This window comes from Streptomyces sp. NPDC056479 (assembly GCF_042795335.1).
Lineage (GTDB): Bacteria > Actinomycetota > Actinomycetes > Streptomycetales > Streptomycetaceae > Streptomyces.
In genome coordinates this window covers 576,690-593,342 of sequence record NZ_JBHTRZ010000002.1, presented here as the reverse complement: position 1 = coordinate 593,342, position 16,653 = coordinate 576,690, and the positions used below count along the sequence as shown (strand labels likewise).

Sequence of the window (16,653 nt, the reverse complement as noted above, 5' to 3'; positions counted from 1 at the left end):
CGGGCGAGAACGGCTCCTCAGTTGGCTCCAATGCTGGTCCCCTCTCCCCTTCTTTTTGGGTGGCGGGGGGGGGCCCCTGGGCTGGTGAGGCCCCCACGCCTCACTCATCCGTCCCCCTCGGCGGCCCCCGCTCCGCCCTTCCCGCCGATCTGCGCCCGCAACTGCTCCGGCGTCAGATACGCGTGGACGAACTCGAAGTCCTTCAGCTTGGCCGGACTGCGGGACAGGAACCCGGTGCGCACGAAGTCGTCGCCGGCCACGGCGTTGAGCATCCAGTTCGTCATGACACGGGTCTTGGCGACGTTGGTGCGCAGCGCCGACCAGTGGTAGCCGCGGGCGACGGCCATCGCGGGCAGGCCCTTCAGCTCGACGCCGAGCGGCTTGGAGACGGCGTCGCGGCCGCCGAGGTCGACGACCAGGCCGAGGTCCTTGTGCCGGTACTGCCGCATCGGCTGCCCCCGCAGGGCGGCGATGACGTTGTCGGCCACGACCTTGCCCTGGCGCATCGCGTGCTGGGCGGTGGGCGGGCAGACGGCGCCCTCCTCGGCCTTGGCCTCGTCGGGGACCGCGGCGGCGTCGCCGAGCGCGAACACTCCGTCGTGCCCGGGCAGGCTCATCTCGGCCGTGACCGCGAGCCGGCCCCGCACCGTCTCGGCGCCCAGCGTGCCGATCAGCGGGCTGGCGACCACGCCGGCGGTCCAGATCAGGGTGCGGGTGGGCACCACCCGACCGTCCGTGAAGGTGACCTCCTCGGGACCCGCCTTCGCGATGGACACGCCCAGGGAGATCTCGATGCCGCGCTTGCGCAGGATCTCCTGGGCGTCCTTGCCGAGCTTCTCGCCGAGCTCGGGCATCAGCCCCGGCGCGATGTCGATCAGATGCCACTTGATCAGGCGCGGGTCGATCCGCGGATAGCGCTTGACCGCGTTGTGGGTCAGCATCTGCAGGCACGCCGCGGTCTCGGTGCCCGCGTACCCGCCGCCCACCACCACGAACTGCAGCCGTGCCGCACGCTCGTCCGGGTCCTGGCTGGCGTCGGCGAGGTCCAGCTGGGAGATGACATGGTCGCGCAGGTAGACGGCCTCCGCGAGTGTCTTCATGCCGTACGCGTGGTCCGTCAGCCCCGGGATGTCGAAGGTGCGGGTGATGCTGCCGGGGGCCAGCACGATGTAGTCGTAGGGCTCGTTGACGACCTTGTCGGTGATCGTGCGGACGACGCAGACCTTGCCCGCGAGGTCCACGCCGATGGCGCCGCCCGGGATGATCCGGGTGCGGTACCTGCGGCTGCGGCGCAGGGACACGGCGATCGACTGGGGGGTCAGGACGCCGGAGGCGACCTGGGGCAGAAGCGGAAGGTAGAGCTGATAGGAGGACGGCGTCACCAAGGTGATCTCGGCCTCGTCGGGGGAGAGTTTGCGTTCCAGCCGGCGAACGCATCCGACTCCGGCGAAGCCTGCGCCAACCACCAGGATCCTGGGTCGTGTCACGGTGATCATCCCTTCTGCGGCTCCAGGCGGTCTGCCTCGACGTCGTTCGCCTGCCCCTGGATCGCTGCTTCGCACGCCTCGATCCCACCGCGCCACCGGTCGTTCCGCCAGCCGGGTGCGGCAGGCAGATGAACCCGTCGTGAGCCACCCTGCCCCAACCGGCGCCGGGGCACACCGGTTCGGGAGGGAAAGACGTGTCCGCACGATCTCTTGACGGGTGATTGGTCTGAACCTAACGTCCGTAACGCTCATCCATATGAGGGATCGCAGTTCATATACGTGACCAGATATGAGATGCGGTCCACCCCCACGTCCGACAGGAGACAGGATGCGTCCACGCCTGCGCACCCTCACCGTCACCACCGCACTGTGCGCCACGTCGCTGCTCGCCGCCCCGCACGCCTTCGCCGAAGTCGAGCCAGGCGGCTGGCAGTCGGTCTCACCCGGCTACACCGAGCAGGAGCGGGGCTGCGGCCAGATCGACGGCCTGACCTTCCGGCTCACCTGCTCCACCGCCAGCGGCGACCAACGGGCTGAACGCCGCTACGCCACCTACACCGGCGGAACGCGTCAGTTCGAAGGCTACTTCCGCATCACCAGCCTCAGCGGTACCCGGATCAGCCTCAAGCAGACCTTCCACGAGTCGGGCTCCGGCCCCTACTTCATGCTCGCCGTCGAGCGCGGCGGCAGGCTGTACGCGGTGCACGGCGGCACCACGCTCTCGAACGCCGGGACGGTCGGCGCGACCGTCCGCGTCAACACCGTCCACCAGGTCGGCGCAGAGCACCGCACCTACATCAACGGCTCGCTCAAGCACACCTACGACAGCCCCGGCGGCAGCTTCTACGACAAGTTCGGCGCCTATCGCACCAACAGCGGCAACGGAACGGCCACCGTGGAGTGGAGCAACGTCCGCTTCTGGCGCAAGTAGCGGCCGCCGTATGCGAGGAAAGGCGCGCATCGCAGTGTCGGCAGCGCTGATCCTGGCGCTGCCGGCCTGCACGGTCGACCCGGCACAGCCGCTGCGAGGCGCCCTCACCACACCCACCGACATCGACCTGCACTGGCGCGACGAGCGGCCCGGAATCGCCGGTCACGTCCTGGAGTTCGCGACCGAGGAGGCGGGCCCCTACACCGTCCTGCAGTACCTCGCCCCCCAGGTGACGAGCTATCGCCACCCCGACCTCATGCCGCACACCACCTTCTCCTACCGGCTGCGCTCCTACCGGGGCCCCACCGTCCGCCCGCACCGGACCGAACGGCCCGACGGCCTCCGCTTCACCTGGACCGACCGCTCCTCGGGCGAGGACGGCTTCCTCCTGGAGATCCGCAAGCCGGAGGGCGCCCGATACGACCCCGTCGCCGTCCTCGCCCCGAACACCGAGGCCACCGACTTCGTCCCGCTCCCCGACGAACGGCACGCCGCTTACCGCGTCCGCGCCTTCTTCCTCGCAGAGCGATCGAACGTCGTACGGCTGACCACGGGCGAATAGGCGCGCTCAGCCGAAGACGTTGTCCGTGTCGTCCCAGTGCGCGAACTCGTCCGCCACCTGCTCCCGGGGTGCCCGCGAACGTGCCTGGTACATCGCGTCGATCTGGAGGGCGTAGTGCCGCACGATCTCGTCCCGGCGCAGCTTCATCGACGGCGTCAGCAGGCCACGGGCCACATCGAACGGCTCCGGCAGCACACGGAACACCCGGATGGACTCCGGCCGCGACACCGCGCTGTTGGCGGCGGCCACGGCCCGGGCGATCTCCTCCCGCAGTGCGTTCTCCTCGCGCGCCTCACGGATCCTCGCGTCGCTGCGCACGGCGAGTGACTCGCGCCAGTAGGCCAGGAAGTCGGGGTCCAGGGTGATCAGCGCCCCCACACAGGGCCGGTTGTCGCCGACGACCACCGCCTGATGGACCATCGGATGCATCCTGAGCCGCTGCTCCAGCAGCGCCGGGGAGACGCTCTTGCCGCTGCTGGTGACGATGATGTCCTTCTTGCGACCGGTGATCGTCAGATAGCCGTCCGAGTCCAGCCGGCCGAGATCTCCCGTGGCCAGCCAGCCGCCGTACAGCGCGGCCCGCGTCGACGCCTCGTCGTTGACGTAGCCCTGGAACACCGAGGGCCCGCGCACCAGGATCTCCCCGTCGTCGGCCACCCGGATGTCCATGCCCGGCAGCGCCTGCCCGACCGTCCCCGACATCTCCCGGCCCTCCGGCTGCGCCGTGACCCCGCCGCAGGTCTCGGTGAGGCCGTAGGCGTCGTTCACGTAGATGCCGATGCCCTCGTAGAACAGGGACAGTTCACGGTTCAGGGACGAGCCGCCCGATGTCGCGCGGACCACCCGTCCGCCCAGCGCGGCGCGCAGCTTGCGGTACACCGTCCGCTCGTACAGGGCGTGTTGCAGCCGCAGATCGAACCCGGGCCCGGGCCCGCCGCCCAGCCGATGACGCTCCAGCGCCGCCGCGAAGTCCCGAGCCGTGTCGGCGGCCCGCTCGAACAACGCGCCACGGCCCGCCTGTTGGGCCGCACGCAGGAAGTTCTTGTAGATCTTCTCGAAGATCGACGGCACGGCGCACAGCCAGGTCGGCCGGAAGGTGCGCAGCGAGGCAGACAGCGCCGCCTCGCTCAGGTCGGGCTCGTGCCCCATCAGCATGCCGCCCCGGATGCACAGAGCCTGCACCAGGAGCCCGTACACATGGGAGAAGGGCAGGAAGGCCAGGACCGACGCCTGCTGCCCGCCGGGCGGGATCACCGTGTGGCCCCAGCCCGCCAGGAGCGTGTCGCAGGGGCTCGCCAGTCCGCGGTGGCTGAGCGCGCAGCCGAGAGGGTGGCCCGTCGTGCCGGAGGTGTACATCACGGCCGCGGTGGAGTCCGGCAGCACGATCCGGCGCAGCGACTCGACCGTGGCGAGCGGGACGAACTCGCCCCGCTCCAAGAGCTGCTGGAGGCCGCCCGCGTCCAGCTGCCAGACATGGCGCAGTCGCGGGAGCGCCCCGCACACCGAGCCGACCGTCATGATCGCCTGCTCGTCCTCGACCACCACGGCCACGCACTCGGCGTCCCGCAGGATCCACTCGACCTGGTCGCGCGACGACGTCGGATAGATCGGGACCACCTCGGCGCCCACCGCCCACAGCGCGTAGCTGAGCACCGTCCACTCGTACCGGGTGCGCGCCATGATGGCCACGCGATGGCCGGGTGAGATACCGGACGCGATCAGGCCCTTGGCCAGATCGGTCACTTCGTCGCGTACCTCCGCGGCCGTGACCTCCTCCCATGTGGGGGAGGAGGGCTCGGGACGGCGCGCGAGCATCGGCAGTGTGGGGTTGACGGCCGCCGTCTCGAAGATGCTGTCGGCGAGCCCGCCGATCAAGGGTCTGACGGTGGGGGGAGCGAGGCCGAGGTCGCGCATGCACTGCTCCAGATGTGTACCGGGTGTGACGTCACCGACGAGTTCCGTTATCGGCGCTGCCCGAATCTAGCCCAGCTGAGACCGGATGTGTCGGGAACGGAGAACTCGGGAGTCACATCCGGTACGGCTGAAGCCACATCGTTGCCAGCGGGGGCAGTGTCAGGTGGATGTGACCGTCCTCCGGTTTGACGGGATCGTGGTTGACGACGTCGCTGCCGCCGTAGCGCGCGGCGTCGGTGTTGAGGGCCTCCTGCCAGGCGATCACGGAGTCGGGGACGGCGAGACGGTAGTCGTGGCGGACCACTGGGGAGAAGTTGCTGACCGAGAGCAGCGGGGTGCCGTCCGCGCCGAACCGCAGGAAGGCGAAGACGTTGTCCTCGGCGGCGTCCCCGAGCACCCACCGGAATCCGCCGGGGTCGGTGTCGCGCTCCCACAGGGCCGGGGTCGCCCGGTAGAGCATGTTGAGGTCACCGACCAGGTCCTGCACACCCCGATGGTCGCCCGCCGACGCGTACCCGGCGTCGAGCAGCCACCACTCCGGCCCGTGCTCCTGCGACCACTCGGCGCCCTGCGCGAACTCCTGCCCCATGAAGAGCAGTTGCTTGCCGGGATGGGCCCACATGAAGCCGAGATACGCGCGATGGTTGGCGCGACGCTGCCACCAGTCACCCGGCATCTTGGAGACCAGCGCCTGCTTGCCGTGCACCACCTCGTCATGGGAGATGGGCAGGACGTAGTTCTCGCTGTAGGCGTACACCATCGAGAACGTCATCTCGTTGTGGTGGTACTTGCGGTGGACCGGCTCCTTGGCGATGTACTCCAGGGAGTCGTGCATCCAGCCCATGTTCCACTTCAGCCCGAAGCCCAGCCCGCCGCTGTCGGTCGGCCGGGTCACCCCGCCCCAGGCGGTCGACTCCTCCGCGATGGTGATGACACCGGGGTTGCGCCGGTACACGGTCGCGTTCATCTCCTGGAGGAACGCCATCGCGTCCAGGTCCTCACGTCCGCCGAACACGTTCGGCGCCCACTGCCCGGAGTCCCGCGAGTAGTCGAGGTAGAGCATCGAGGCGACGGCGTCTACCCGCAGCCCGTCGATGTGGAACTCCTCGCACCAGTACGTCGCGTTGGCGACGAGGAAGTTGCGCACCTCGGTGCGCCCGTAGTCGAACTCGTACGTCCCCCAGTCCGGATGCTCGGCCCGCCGCGCGTCCCCTGGTTCGTACAGCGGATCCCCGTCGAACCGGCTCAGCGCCCAGTCGTCCTTGGGGAAATGGGCCGGCACCCAATCCATGATCACGCCGATGCCGGCCCGGTGCAGGGCGTCGATCAGATACTTGAGGTCGTCGGGTGTACCGAGCCGGGAGGCGGGCGCGTAGAAGCCGGTGACCTGGTAGCCCCAGGAACCGGCGAAGGGGTGGTGCGCGACCGGCATGAACTCGACATGGGTGAAGCCGAGCTCGTTGACGTACGCGGGCAGCTCGTCGGCGAGTTGGCGGTACGTCAGTCCCGGCCGCCAGGACGGGAGGTGAACCTCGTACACCGAGAAGGGGGCCTGGTGCACGGGCACGTCACCGCGGTGCGCCATCCACTGCTCGTCGCCCCACTCGTGGTGCGAGGCGTGCACGATCGACGCGGTGTCCGGCGGGATCTCGGCACGACGCGCCATCGGGTCGGCCTTGAGGAAGCGATGGCCGTACCGGGAGGTGATCTCGAACTTGTACCGGGTGCCCTCGCCGATGCCCGGCAGGAACAGCTCCCATACCCCGGACGCCCCGAGCGATCGCATCGGGAACGCCGTCCCGTCCCAGCAGGTGAAGTCCCCGGCGACCCGCACGCCCCGCGCGTTCGGCGCCCACACGGTGAACCGGGTGCCGGCCACGCCCTGATGGTTCATCGGCTCGGCGCCGAGCGCCTTCCACAGTTGCTCGTGCCGGCCCTCCCGGACCAGGTGCAGGTCGAACTCGCCGAGGGCGGGCAGAAAGCGGTACGGGTCATGTACCTCGCGCTCGTCGGACCCGTCCTCGGCGTACGACACCAGCAGCGTGTACGCGGGGATCGTGACCAGCGGCAGTACGGCGGAGAACAGGCCGTCGCCCTCCGAGACCAGCGCGGTGCGCTCGCCGTCGACCACCACGCTCACCGCACTCGCGAACGGGCGCAGCGCCCGCAAGGCGACCCCGCCCGGCACCGGATGGGCGCCGAGCAGCGCGTGCGGATCGTGGTGGGCGCCCGTCAGCAGGCGATCACGCTCGCCCGGATCGAGGGCGGGCGCGGCGGCCGACCCGGCGGGGCCGGCCGGCTCGGGGCGCGAGGTCTCGTGCAGGGCCATGGGGTCAGACTCCTCTCACGGCGAGGCGTTCGATCGCCGCCATAGGTACGGGCAACCAGTCGGGGCGGTGCCGGGCCTCGTACAGCACCTCGTACACGGCACGGTCGGTCTCGTAGGCACGGAGCAGCCCGTGCTTCTTGCGGGGGTCCCACCCGGCGCGGGCGGCATAGCCGGCGCAGTAGGCCTCCCGGCAGCGGCGCGCCCACTCCGGACGCCACGGGCGGCGCTGCCGGGCGGCGTAGTCGAAGGAGCGCAGCATGCCGGCGATGTCCCGAACGGGGGAGTGGACGCCGCGTCGCTCGGCGAGCGGGCGGGACGGCTCGCCCTCGAAGTCGATGACGAACCACTCCCGGCCGGCCCGCAGCACCTGACCCAGGTGCAGGTCGCCGTGGATGCGCTGGGCGGCCGGCCCGGGATCGCAGCCGGCGAGGGCGCCGAAGGCGGTGCGCAGGCCGGGGACATGGGGCTGGAGCGCGGGGACGAAGTGCGCGGCGAGTTCCAGGCGCTCGGTCATCGCCGCCGCGGTACGGGCGTTCTCGGCGTGCGCCCCGGAGGGAAACGCCGAGGCCAGGGCCAGGTGCACCTCCGCCGTGGCCTGTCCCAGCTGACGGGCCTCCGCGGTGAAGTCGTGACCCGAGGCCAGAGCGTCCAGCGCCAGCGTCCAGCCGTCCGAGGCGTCCCGAAGGAACGGTTGCAGCACCCCGAGCGTCGCCTCCCAGGGATGCGTCGTGCGGAACCACGCCACCGGAGCCGGTACGCGGCCGCAGCCCTGCTGGGCCAGCGCACCGGACAGCTCCAGGTCGGGATTGACGCCGGGCTGGATGCGCCGGAACAGCTTCAGGATGTACGAGTCGCCGTACACCAGCGAGGAGTTGGACTGCTCGGCGTCCAGGAGCCGGGGCACGAGCCCGGCCGGCAGCGACACGGACGGGTCCGCCTCGAAGCGCAGCGGTCCGGCCGTGCCGGGGTGCCGCAGCCGGTCCAGGAGCAGCTGGGCCGAGCGGGGGTCCTGAAGCGCGTCGAAGACCGTCAGACCGGCGAGCGGCCCTTCTTCCGCACGGCCGATGAGGGCCTTCCCCAGGCGTGGCGAGAGATGCTGCCGTACGCCGAGCAGCAGCTGGTAGCAGTCGCCGGCCGGGGGAGCGCCGCCGGGCGAGGGCACCGCCGAGTGACCGGCGTGCACCAGCAGATGCAGACAGCCCGGGAACAGCTCCGTCATCGACAGCAGCGCGAGGTCCGTGACGGGCCGGTCCTTGCCCGCGAACCAGCGCTGCCGTGGCAGCCACTCGCGCAGCAGCCCGGCCAGTGAGGCCATCGGGCTGGCGTCGACGGTACGGGTGAATCGGGGAGATGCGGTCTTCTGCATGGTGACGCGTCCTTTCCTCGGCACACGCTCGAAGCTCACGCTCAAAGTCGTCTGCCGATGCGGGATGCGACTCGGGTGAGCCGGAACCAGTAGAAGCCGTGGCCCCCGAGGGTCAGCAGATACGGCAGTTCGCCGATGGCCGGGAAACGCACGCCGCCGAACAGCTCGACCGGGTGGCGCCCGTTGAACTCGCGCAGGTCGAGCTCGGTGGGCTGCGCGAAGCGCGCGAAGTTGTGCACACACAGCACCAGGTCGTCCTCGTACTCGCGCAGGAAGGCGAGGACCGCCGGATTCGACGACTGCAGTTCGGTGTACGAGCCGAGTCCGAACGCCGGGTTCTGCTTGCGGATCTCGATCATTCGGCGGGTCCAGTGCAGGAGAGAGGACGGCGAGGCCATCGACGCCTCGACGTTCGTCACCTGGTAGCCGTAGACCGGGTCCATGATGGTCGGCAGACAGAGCCGCCCGGGGTCGCAGGTGGAGAATCCGGCGTTGCGGTCCGGGGTCCACTGCATCGGGGTGCGGACGGCGTCGCGGTCGCCGAGCCAGATGTTGTCGCCCATGCCGATCTCGTCGCCGTAATAGAGAATCGGCGAGCCGGGGAGCGACAGCAGCAGGGCGGTGAAGAGTTCGATCGAGTGGCGGTCGTTGTCGAGGAGCGGTGCGAGGCGCCTGCGGATACCGATGTTGGCGCGCATGCGGGGGTCCTTGGCGTATTCCGCCCACATGTAGTCGCGTTCCTCGTCGGTGACCATCTCCAGGGTCAGCTCGTCGTGGTTGCGCAGGAAGATGCCCCACTGGCAGCCGGAGGGAATGGCCGGGGTCTTCGCGAGGATTTCGGAGACGGGATAGCGGGATTCCCGCCGTACGGCCATGAAGATGCGCGGCATGACGGGGAAGTGGAACGCCATGTGGCACTCGTCGCCGCCATCGGAGTAGTCGCCGAAGTAGTCGACCACGTCTTCGGGCCATTGGTTCGCTTCGGCCAGCAGCACCGTGTCCGGATACATCGCGTCGATGTCGCGGCGGACCCGCCTCAGAAACTCGTGCGTCGCGGGGAGGTTCTCGCAGTTCGTGCCCTCCTCGGCATAGAGATAGGGCACGGCGTCGAGCCGGAAGCCGTCGATGCCGAGGTCGAGCCAGAAGCGGAGGGCGGCCAGGATCTCCTCCTGCACGGCCGGGTTCTCGTAGTTCAGATCCGGCTGGTGGGAGAAGAAGCGGTGGAAGAAGTACTGTCCGCGGACCGGGTCGTACGTCCAGTTGGAAGGCTCGGTGTCGACGAAGATGATGCGGGCGTCGGCGTAGGCCTTGTCGTCGTCGGCCCACATGTAGTAGTCGCCGTAGGGGCCGTCGGGGTCCTTTCTGGACTCCTGGAACCACGGGTGCTGGTCGCTGGTGTGGTTCATGACGAAGTCGATGATGACCCGCATGCCCCGCTGGTGGGCGGCGTCGACGAATTCGACGAAGTCGGCGAGGTCCCCGAATTCGGGCAGCACGGAGGTGTAGTCGGAGACGTCGTAGCCGCCGTCGCGGAGGGGCGATTTGAAGAAGGGCGGCAGCCACAGGCAGTCGACGCCGAGCCATTGCAGGTAGTCGAGTTTGGCGGTGAGGCCTTTGAGGTCGCCGACGCCGTCGCCGTTGCTGTCCTGGAAGGAGCGGACCAGGACCTCGTAGAAGACGGCGCGTTTGAACCAGTCGGGATCACGATCCTTGGCAGGAGTGTCCTCGAACGTGTCCTGAACGGGCTCGTTGACGGTCATGGCGCTCAAGACCCTCCGATCTGCGGTGGCGATGCCTGGACGTGGAACACGTGCGCGGGCGCGCTCCCGGGCTCGAGGCGTACGTAGTTGCTCCTGCCCCAGCGGTAGGCCTCACCCGTCAGTTCGTCGTGCACGGAAAGGGAGGCGTCCCAGTCCAGGCCGAGTTGCGGCATGTCCAACGAGACCGTGGCTTCCTGGGTGTGGTGCGGATCAAGGTTGGCGACCACCAGAACCGTGTCCGGGCCCGTGCGCTTGCTGTACGCGATGACGGCGTCGTTGTCGGTGTGGTGGAAGCGGAGGTTCCGCAGCCGGTGGAGGGCGGGGTGGCACCTTCGGATCGCGTTGAGGCGGGTGAGCAGGGGTGTGATGGTGCGTTTTTGGCGTTCGGCGGTTTCCCAGTCGCGGGGGCGGATCTGGTATTTCTCCGAGTCGAGGTATTCCTCGCTGCCGGGGCGCAGGGGGGTGTTCTCGCAGAGTTCGTAGCCGCTGTAGATGCCCCAGGTGGGGGAGAGGGTGGCGGCGAGTACGGCGCGGACCTCGAAGGCGGGGCGGCCGCCGGTCTGCAGGTAGGCGTGCAGGATGTCGGGGGTGTTGGCGAAGAAGTTGGGGCGCATGTAGGAGGCGGCCTCGCCGGAGAGTTCGGTGAGGTATTCGGTGAGTTCCTGTTTGGTGTTGCGCCAGGTGAAGTAGGTGTAGGACTGCTGGAAGCCGGTCTGGGCCAGGGTGTGCATCATCGCGGGGCGGGTGAAGGCCTCGGCGAGGAAGATCACGTCGGGGTCGGTGCGGTTGATGCCGTCGATGACGTGCTGCCAGAACAGGACGGGTTTGGTGTGCGGGTTGTCGACCCGGAAGATCCGCACGCCGTGGTCCATCCAGTGCCGCAGGACGCGGCTGGTTTCGGTGATCAGGCCGTCGAGGTCGGCGTCGAAGGCGATGGGGTAGATGTCCTGGTACTTCTTCGGCGGGTTCTCGGCGTGGGCGATGGTGCCGTCGGGGCGGTGGTGGAACCACTCGGGGTGTTTGTCGACCCAGGGGTGGTCGGGGGAGCACTGCAGGGCGAAGTCCAGGGCGATCTCCAGGCCGAGTTCGCCGGCCCTGGTCACGAAGCGGTCGAAGTCGTCGAGGGTGCCCAGGTCGGGGTGGACGGCGTCGTGGCCGCCCTCGGGGGAGCCGATGGCCCAGGGCACGCCGACGTCGTCGGGGCCGGCGGAGAGGGTGTTGTTGCGGCCCTTGCGGAAGGTGGTGCCGATGGGGTGGATCGGGGGGAGGTAGACGACGTCGAAGCCCATCGCGGCGATGGCGGGCAGCCGCCGGGCGGCCGTCTCGAAGGTTCCGTGCGGGCGGGCGGGGGTGCCCTCGGAACGGGGGAAGAACTCGTACCAGGAGCCGTACAGGGCGCGTTCACGCTCGACCAGCAGCGGCAGCGGATCCGACGCCGTGACCAGATCCCGCACCGGATAACGCCCCAGCACCGCGTCCACGTTCGCCGCGAACGCCGCCGCGAGCCGTGACACGGGCGGCAGCGAGTCGTCCCGCAACGCCTCCGAGGCGGCCAGCAGGGCCGCCCGCTCCGTCTTGTCGGGCACACCGGCGGCGGCGCGCTCGTACAGGTCGCCGCCCGCCTCCAGGACCAGCCCGACGTCGATCCCGGCGGGGACCTTGATCCGGGCGGCGTGGCGCCAGGTGGCCACCGGATCGCTCCAGGCCTCCACATGGAACGTCCAGCGGCCCACCGCGGACGGTGTGACCTTGGCGCCCCAGCGGTCGCTGCCGGGGGCCAGTTCGTGCATCGGCGTCCACGGGCCGGGACGGCCGGCGGGGTCGGTCAGCACGACATTGGCGGCCACGGCGTCATGGCCTTCGCGGAACACGGTGGCGGTGACCTCGAAGGTCTCACCCACGACCGACTTCGCCGGATGCCTGCCCCATTCCACGGCCGGTCGTACATCCCGTACCGGGATACGGCCGACGGTTCCGGTGCCGGCACCGGTCCTGCTCTTGGTCCTGCCCATGGTTCACCTCCACCGTGCTCGAGGCCGGGCACAAGGCCCGGCCGGTGATGCGATCTGTGCCGGAAGCCGGCTACCTGCCGGCAGGAAAACGCCGCCGCCGCGATCTCGGCGGTCCCCGCCGTGCGGAGACGCTGGCCGTGCGGGGCCGTTCGTCCTGCTCCCGGAGATAGGCGGCCGGAGTGATGCGCAGATAACGCTCGGCGGCGTCCGCGGCCTCACGGGCGCAGCGCTTTCCCATCAGCACACAGAGGGTGTAGCCGGTGTCCTCGAAGGTGGCGCGCACCGTGAGGTCGGCCGGGGCCGCGAGCATGGCTCGTTCCCAGGCCCGGTATCGCCGCAGCTGGCGTGCGACTTCGGCTTTGGCGGGCAGCAGCATGGCCCCGTCCACCTTCCGGGCTCGATGGCGCGTTTCCCGACCGTCGGGCGGAAACCCGTGCGCGCACACGCACGGGTTCCGTTACGGGCATCGAGGTCTTCACACATGGTGCACGCTTGACCACTCAACGTCCTGTTGGATCTTCAACCATCTTGTTCGTGTCTCGTGTTGCACGAATGGCGTACCGCCCTCACCCTGAAGTGACTCAGAAGCGATCAGCGCTCACGCTCCGTGTTCGGGGCCCGTCCCGCAGGGGCGAGGAGAGCGGGAGCTTTCGCGGTGAGGAGGTAACGACGGTGAAGACCGCAGTGCCCTGCTACTACCACCTCGACGTGGAAGTGAGCCCCGAACGGGTGGGTCAGGTCAGCCGAATTCTGGCCGCTCACCTCCGGTACTGGGACCTGGAGACACTTGTCGAGCCCGTCCGCCGAGGCGCGGAGATGCTGTTGCGGGCCATCGACGAGCACGCGACGGACAAGAACACCTCGATCGAGATGTGGTGGAACGGCCAGCACCTCATCACCGCCGTCGGCGACAACGACCGCGCCCTGCGCCCGGACCACGAGCTGCGTACCTGCCTTCAGCATCTCGCCGCGATGAGCGACGGCTGGGGCTGCTGCGCCACCGAGTCCGGCAGCAAGGTCATCTGGTTCTCGCAGCGTGTCCGCGCCGCCGAACGCGCCCCGCTCGTCCCTGCGGCGCCCGCGCCCAGCCTGCGCGAGGCGCGAGGGGTACCCCGCGAGATGCCGGTGACGGCCGTCGCCGACGCGGCGGGCATCCGGGACGGCGTCCTGGAGGAGGCCCGGTGACCGGCCGCCGCAGCCGCAAAGGGGTGTCCGCGTGGAGCGGGCACCCCTACCCGCTGGGAGCCGCGCACGACGGACAGGGCACCAACTTCGCCCTTTTCAGCGAGGTCGCCGAACGCGTCGAACTGGTTCTGGTCGACGACAAGGGCCGGCCCGGTGTCGTACCGCTGACCGAGGTCGACGGCTTCGTTTGGCACGGCTATCTGCCCGGAGTGGGCCCGGGACAGCGCTACGGCTACCGGGTGCACGGCCCCTGGGACCCCGGCCTCGGCCACCGGTGCAATCCGGCGAAGCTGCTGCTCGACCCGTACAGCCGGGCGGTGGACGGGCAGGTGGACAACCACGCCTCCCTGTTCGAGCGCACGCCGGGCGGCCCCTCGCCGGCGGACAGCGCCGGGCACACCATGCTCGGCGTGGTGACCGAGCCGTACTTCGACTGGGGTGACGACCGCCCGCCGAGGCGGCCGTACGCCGACACCGTCATCTACGAGGCTCACGTACGCGGCCTGACCCGCAATCACCCCGACATCCCGTCCGAACTGCGCGGCACCTACGCCGGACTGGCGCACCCCGCGATCGTCGAGCACCTCACCTCGCTCGGTGTGACCGCCGTCGAGCTGATGCCGGTGCACCAGTACGTCCAGGACGGCGTGCTGCTCGACCGGGGCCTGTCCAACCACTGGGGCTACAACACGATCGGCTTCTTCGCGCCGCACAACGCCTACGCCGCCCGCGGCACCCGCGGCCAGCAGGTCGACGAGTTCAAGTCGATGGTGAAGGCGCTGCACGCGGCCGGCCTCGAAGTGATCCTGGACGTGGTGTACAACCACACCGCCGAGGGCAACGAGCGCGGCCCGACCCTCTCCTTCCGGGGCATCGACAACGCCTCGTACTACCGCCTGGTGGACGGCGACTGGGCGCACTACTACGACACCACCGGCACGGGCAACAGCCTACTGATGCGCCACCCCTACGTGCTCCAGCTGATCATGGACTCGCTGCGGTACTGGGTCACCGAGATGCACGTCGACGGTTTCCGCTTCGACCTCGCGGCCACGCTGGCCCGCCAGTTCCACGAGGTGGACCGGCTCTCGGCGTTCTTCGACCTGATCCAGCAGGACCCGGTGATCAGCCGCGTCAAGCTCATCGCGGAGCCGTGGGACGTGGGGGAAGGCGGCTACCAGGTGGGCAACTTCCCGCCGCTGTGGTCGGAGTGGAACGGCAAGTACCGCGACGCCGTACGGGACTTCTGGCGGGCCGAGCCCGGTTCGCTCGGCGAGTTCGCCTCCCGGCTGACCGGCTCCGCGGACCTGTACGCACACAGCCGGCGGCGCCCGCGCGCCAGCGTCAACTTCGTCACCGCGCACGACGGCTTCACCCTGCGCGACCTCGTCTCGTACAACGACAAGCACAACGAGGCCAACGGCGAGGGCAACCGGGACGGCGAGAGCCACAACCGGTCCTGGAACTGCGGGGCCGAGGGCGACACCGGGGACCCCGCCGTGCTCGCACTGCGCGCCCGGCAGCAGCGCAACTTCCTCGTCACACTCCTGCTGTCGCAGGGCATCCCGATGCTCTGCCACGGCGACGAACTCGGCCGTACCCAGGGCGGCAACAACAACGCCTACTGCCAGGACAACGAGGTCTCCTGGATCGACTGGCGGCTCACCGACGACCAGCGCGCACTCAGCGACTTCACCCGCTATGTCATCGCCCTGCGCGCCGCCCACCCCGTCCTGCGCCGCCGCCGCTTCTTCCAGGGCGAGACACCGACCCATCCCGAGCAGCCGCTGCCCGACCTGGTGTGGTTCCTCCCCGACGGCCGTGAGATGACGGCCGACGACTGGGACCGCTCCGACGCCCACGCCGTCGCCGCCTTCCTCAACGGCGACGCCATCGCCGAACCCGACTGGTGCGGGCGGCCCGTCGTGGACGACTCCTTCCTCCTGCTGTTCAACGGCTACTGGGAACCGGTGGAGTTCCGGCTCCCGGACGTCACGTACGGCGTCCGCTGGACGACCCTGATCGACACCGCCGACCCACAGGGCCCCCCGGACGAGACGGAACACAAGGCGAACACCGGCGTCCTGGTGGAACGCCGCAGCCTGCTGCTCCTCTCGAGACCCTCCCGGACGACTCAGTAGCGCCCTCTACCGCTCCCGACGCGAAGTCACCGTGAACTGCGCCCCGTCCTGGTCCCGCAGCACCGCCTCGTCGCTCCCCTTGGACAGCACGCTCCCGCCGTGCAGCTCCGCGGTCCGCGCGCACTCCGCCACATCCGCGACCGCGAAGTGCACCTGCCAGTGCGGCCGGATCGTGGGATCGGGCGCGGCCTCGAGGGCCCCCGACTCGATACGCGCCACGATGTCACCGCCGCTGCGCAGCACGACCTCCCCGCCCTCGTAGCGGACCTCGCAGCAGCCCCCCTCGCCCGACGCCCAGTCGAAGACCTCGCCGTAGAACAGGGCGGCGTCGAAGGCGTCACGGGTGTGCAGGCGGATGAAGGTGGGAGCGGCGCGGCGCCAGGTCTCCCAGTTGGAGATGAGCTCGCCCTCCCAGATGCCGAACGTCGCACCGTCCCGGTCGGCGAGCAGTGCCGCCCGGCCGGGCGGCAGGGAGAGCGGTCCGACGGCCGCGGTGCCGCCGCGTTCCTGTACTCGGGCCACGGCGTCGTCCGCGCTGGGCACGGCGAAGTACGGCGTCCAGGCGACGGCCATCTGCCACATCGTGGCGACCGCGGCGATGCCGGCCACCGGCACGTTGTGCGCCAGCGCGACCCGGAAGCGATCTCCCAGCTTGGCCGGCCGCCAGCGCCACCCCAGTACGGCCGAGTAGAACGCCTGGGTGGCCTCGAGATCACGGCTGGTCAGGCTCACCCAGCAGGGTGCGCCGAACACGGAGTGTGTGGACACGACATCGGCCGTGCTCCCGGGGGTTCTCGCATTGTTCATGGCAGTCGCGTCCTGGTCTCGCCCGACCGGCGGCCACCGGTCTGCTCCCAGTGTCCGGCCCGACGGGCTCATAGGCCTGTCGAGTACCCCCGGCAGTGCACCGAAACGGTGGATGTCCGGCCCCGCACTCACTGGCACCCGACCCGTGAAGGGACGAGG

Annotated in this window: 12 protein-coding genes; 4 read left to right on the top strand and 8 right to left on the bottom strand. The window is 69.8% G+C overall.

What is annotated here, in order from left to right; all coding sequences use genetic code 11:
- Positions 1-104: 104 nt before the first annotated feature.
- The gene (locus ACFQ6S_RS08870; protein WP_383405261.1) at positions 105-1,496 is read right to left on the bottom strand and encodes an NAD(P)/FAD-dependent oxidoreductase; all 1,392 of its coding nucleotides are present in this window, start codon (positions 1,494-1,496) and stop codon (positions 105-107) included.
- A 319-nt stretch (positions 1,497-1,815) separates the two neighbouring features.
- Here ACFQ6S_RS08870 and ACFQ6S_RS08865 point away from each other — a divergent pair, with 319 nt between their 5' ends.
- Positions 1,816-2,418, top strand: coding sequence for a hypothetical protein (locus tag ACFQ6S_RS08865; RefSeq protein WP_383405259.1), 603 nt, complete (start codon positions 1,816-1,818; stop codon positions 2,416-2,418).
- A 34-nt stretch (positions 2,419-2,452) separates the two neighbouring features.
- Positions 2,453-2,980, top strand: a complete 528-nt coding sequence (locus ACFQ6S_RS08860; protein WP_383405257.1) for a fibronectin type III domain-containing protein — start codon at positions 2,453-2,455, stop codon at positions 2,978-2,980.
- A gap of 6 nt (positions 2,981-2,986) precedes the next feature.
- On the opposite strand, the gene ACFQ6S_RS08855 is transcribed toward ACFQ6S_RS08860, so the two are convergent.
- From ACFQ6S_RS08855 to ACFQ6S_RS08830, 6 genes are all read right to left on the bottom strand, one after another.
- Positions 2,987-4,894: an AMP-dependent synthetase/ligase gene (locus tag ACFQ6S_RS08855; RefSeq protein WP_383405255.1), complete on the bottom strand. Its 1,908-nt coding sequence runs from the start codon at positions 4,892-4,894 to the stop codon at positions 2,987-2,989.
- Between the two features lie 112 nt (positions 4,895-5,006).
- Complete coding sequence (gene glgB, locus ACFQ6S_RS08850; protein WP_383405253.1) at positions 5,007-7,223, bottom strand: 1,4-alpha-glucan branching enzyme; 2,217 nt, start codon at positions 7,221-7,223, stop codon at positions 5,007-5,009.
- A 4-nt stretch (positions 7,224-7,227) separates the two neighbouring features.
- Entirely contained in the window at positions 7,228-8,589 is a 1,362-nt protein-coding gene (locus tag ACFQ6S_RS08845) for a maltokinase (protein WP_383405251.1), read from the bottom strand.
- 41 nt (positions 8,590-8,630) lie between these two features.
- Positions 8,631-10,349 (bottom strand): maltose alpha-D-glucosyltransferase, encoded by a 1,719-nt coding sequence (treS, locus tag ACFQ6S_RS08840; protein WP_383405249.1) that lies wholly within the window; start codon positions 10,347-10,349, stop codon positions 8,631-8,633.
- Positions 10,350-10,354: 5 nt separating this feature from the next.
- The gene (locus ACFQ6S_RS08835) at positions 10,355-12,361 is read right to left on the bottom strand and encodes an alpha-1,4-glucan--maltose-1-phosphate maltosyltransferase (RefSeq protein WP_383405247.1); all 2,007 of its coding nucleotides are present in this window, start codon (positions 12,359-12,361) and stop codon (positions 10,355-10,357) included.
- A 70-nt stretch (positions 12,362-12,431) separates the two neighbouring features.
- Positions 12,432-12,737: a DUF5133 domain-containing protein gene (locus ACFQ6S_RS08830; protein WP_383405245.1), complete on the bottom strand. Its 306-nt coding sequence runs from the start codon at positions 12,735-12,737 to the stop codon at positions 12,432-12,434.
- Between the two features lie 296 nt (positions 12,738-13,033).
- On the opposite strand from ACFQ6S_RS08830, the gene ACFQ6S_RS08825 reads away from it, so the two are divergent.
- Both ACFQ6S_RS08825 and glgX read left to right on the top strand, forming a co-directional pair.
- Positions 13,034-13,546 carry a pep a2 gene (locus tag ACFQ6S_RS08825; RefSeq protein WP_383405243.1) on the top strand — a complete coding sequence of 171 codons (513 nt, stop codon included), beginning with the start codon at positions 13,034-13,036 and terminating at the stop codon, positions 13,544-13,546.
- Positions 13,543-15,687 (top strand): glycogen debranching protein GlgX, encoded by a 2,145-nt coding sequence (gene glgX / locus ACFQ6S_RS08820; RefSeq protein WP_383405241.1) that lies wholly within the window; start codon positions 13,543-13,545, stop codon positions 15,685-15,687. Before ACFQ6S_RS08825 ends, glgX begins: the two co-directional genes overlap by 4 nt.
- A gap of 6 nt (positions 15,688-15,693) precedes the next feature.
- On the opposite strand, the gene ACFQ6S_RS08815 is transcribed toward glgX, so the two are convergent.
- On the bottom strand, positions 15,694-16,494 hold the full coding sequence (locus ACFQ6S_RS08815) for a VOC family protein (protein ID WP_383405239.1): 801 nt from the start codon (positions 16,492-16,494) through the stop codon (positions 15,694-15,696).
- Positions 16,495-16,653: the final 159 nt, after the last annotated feature.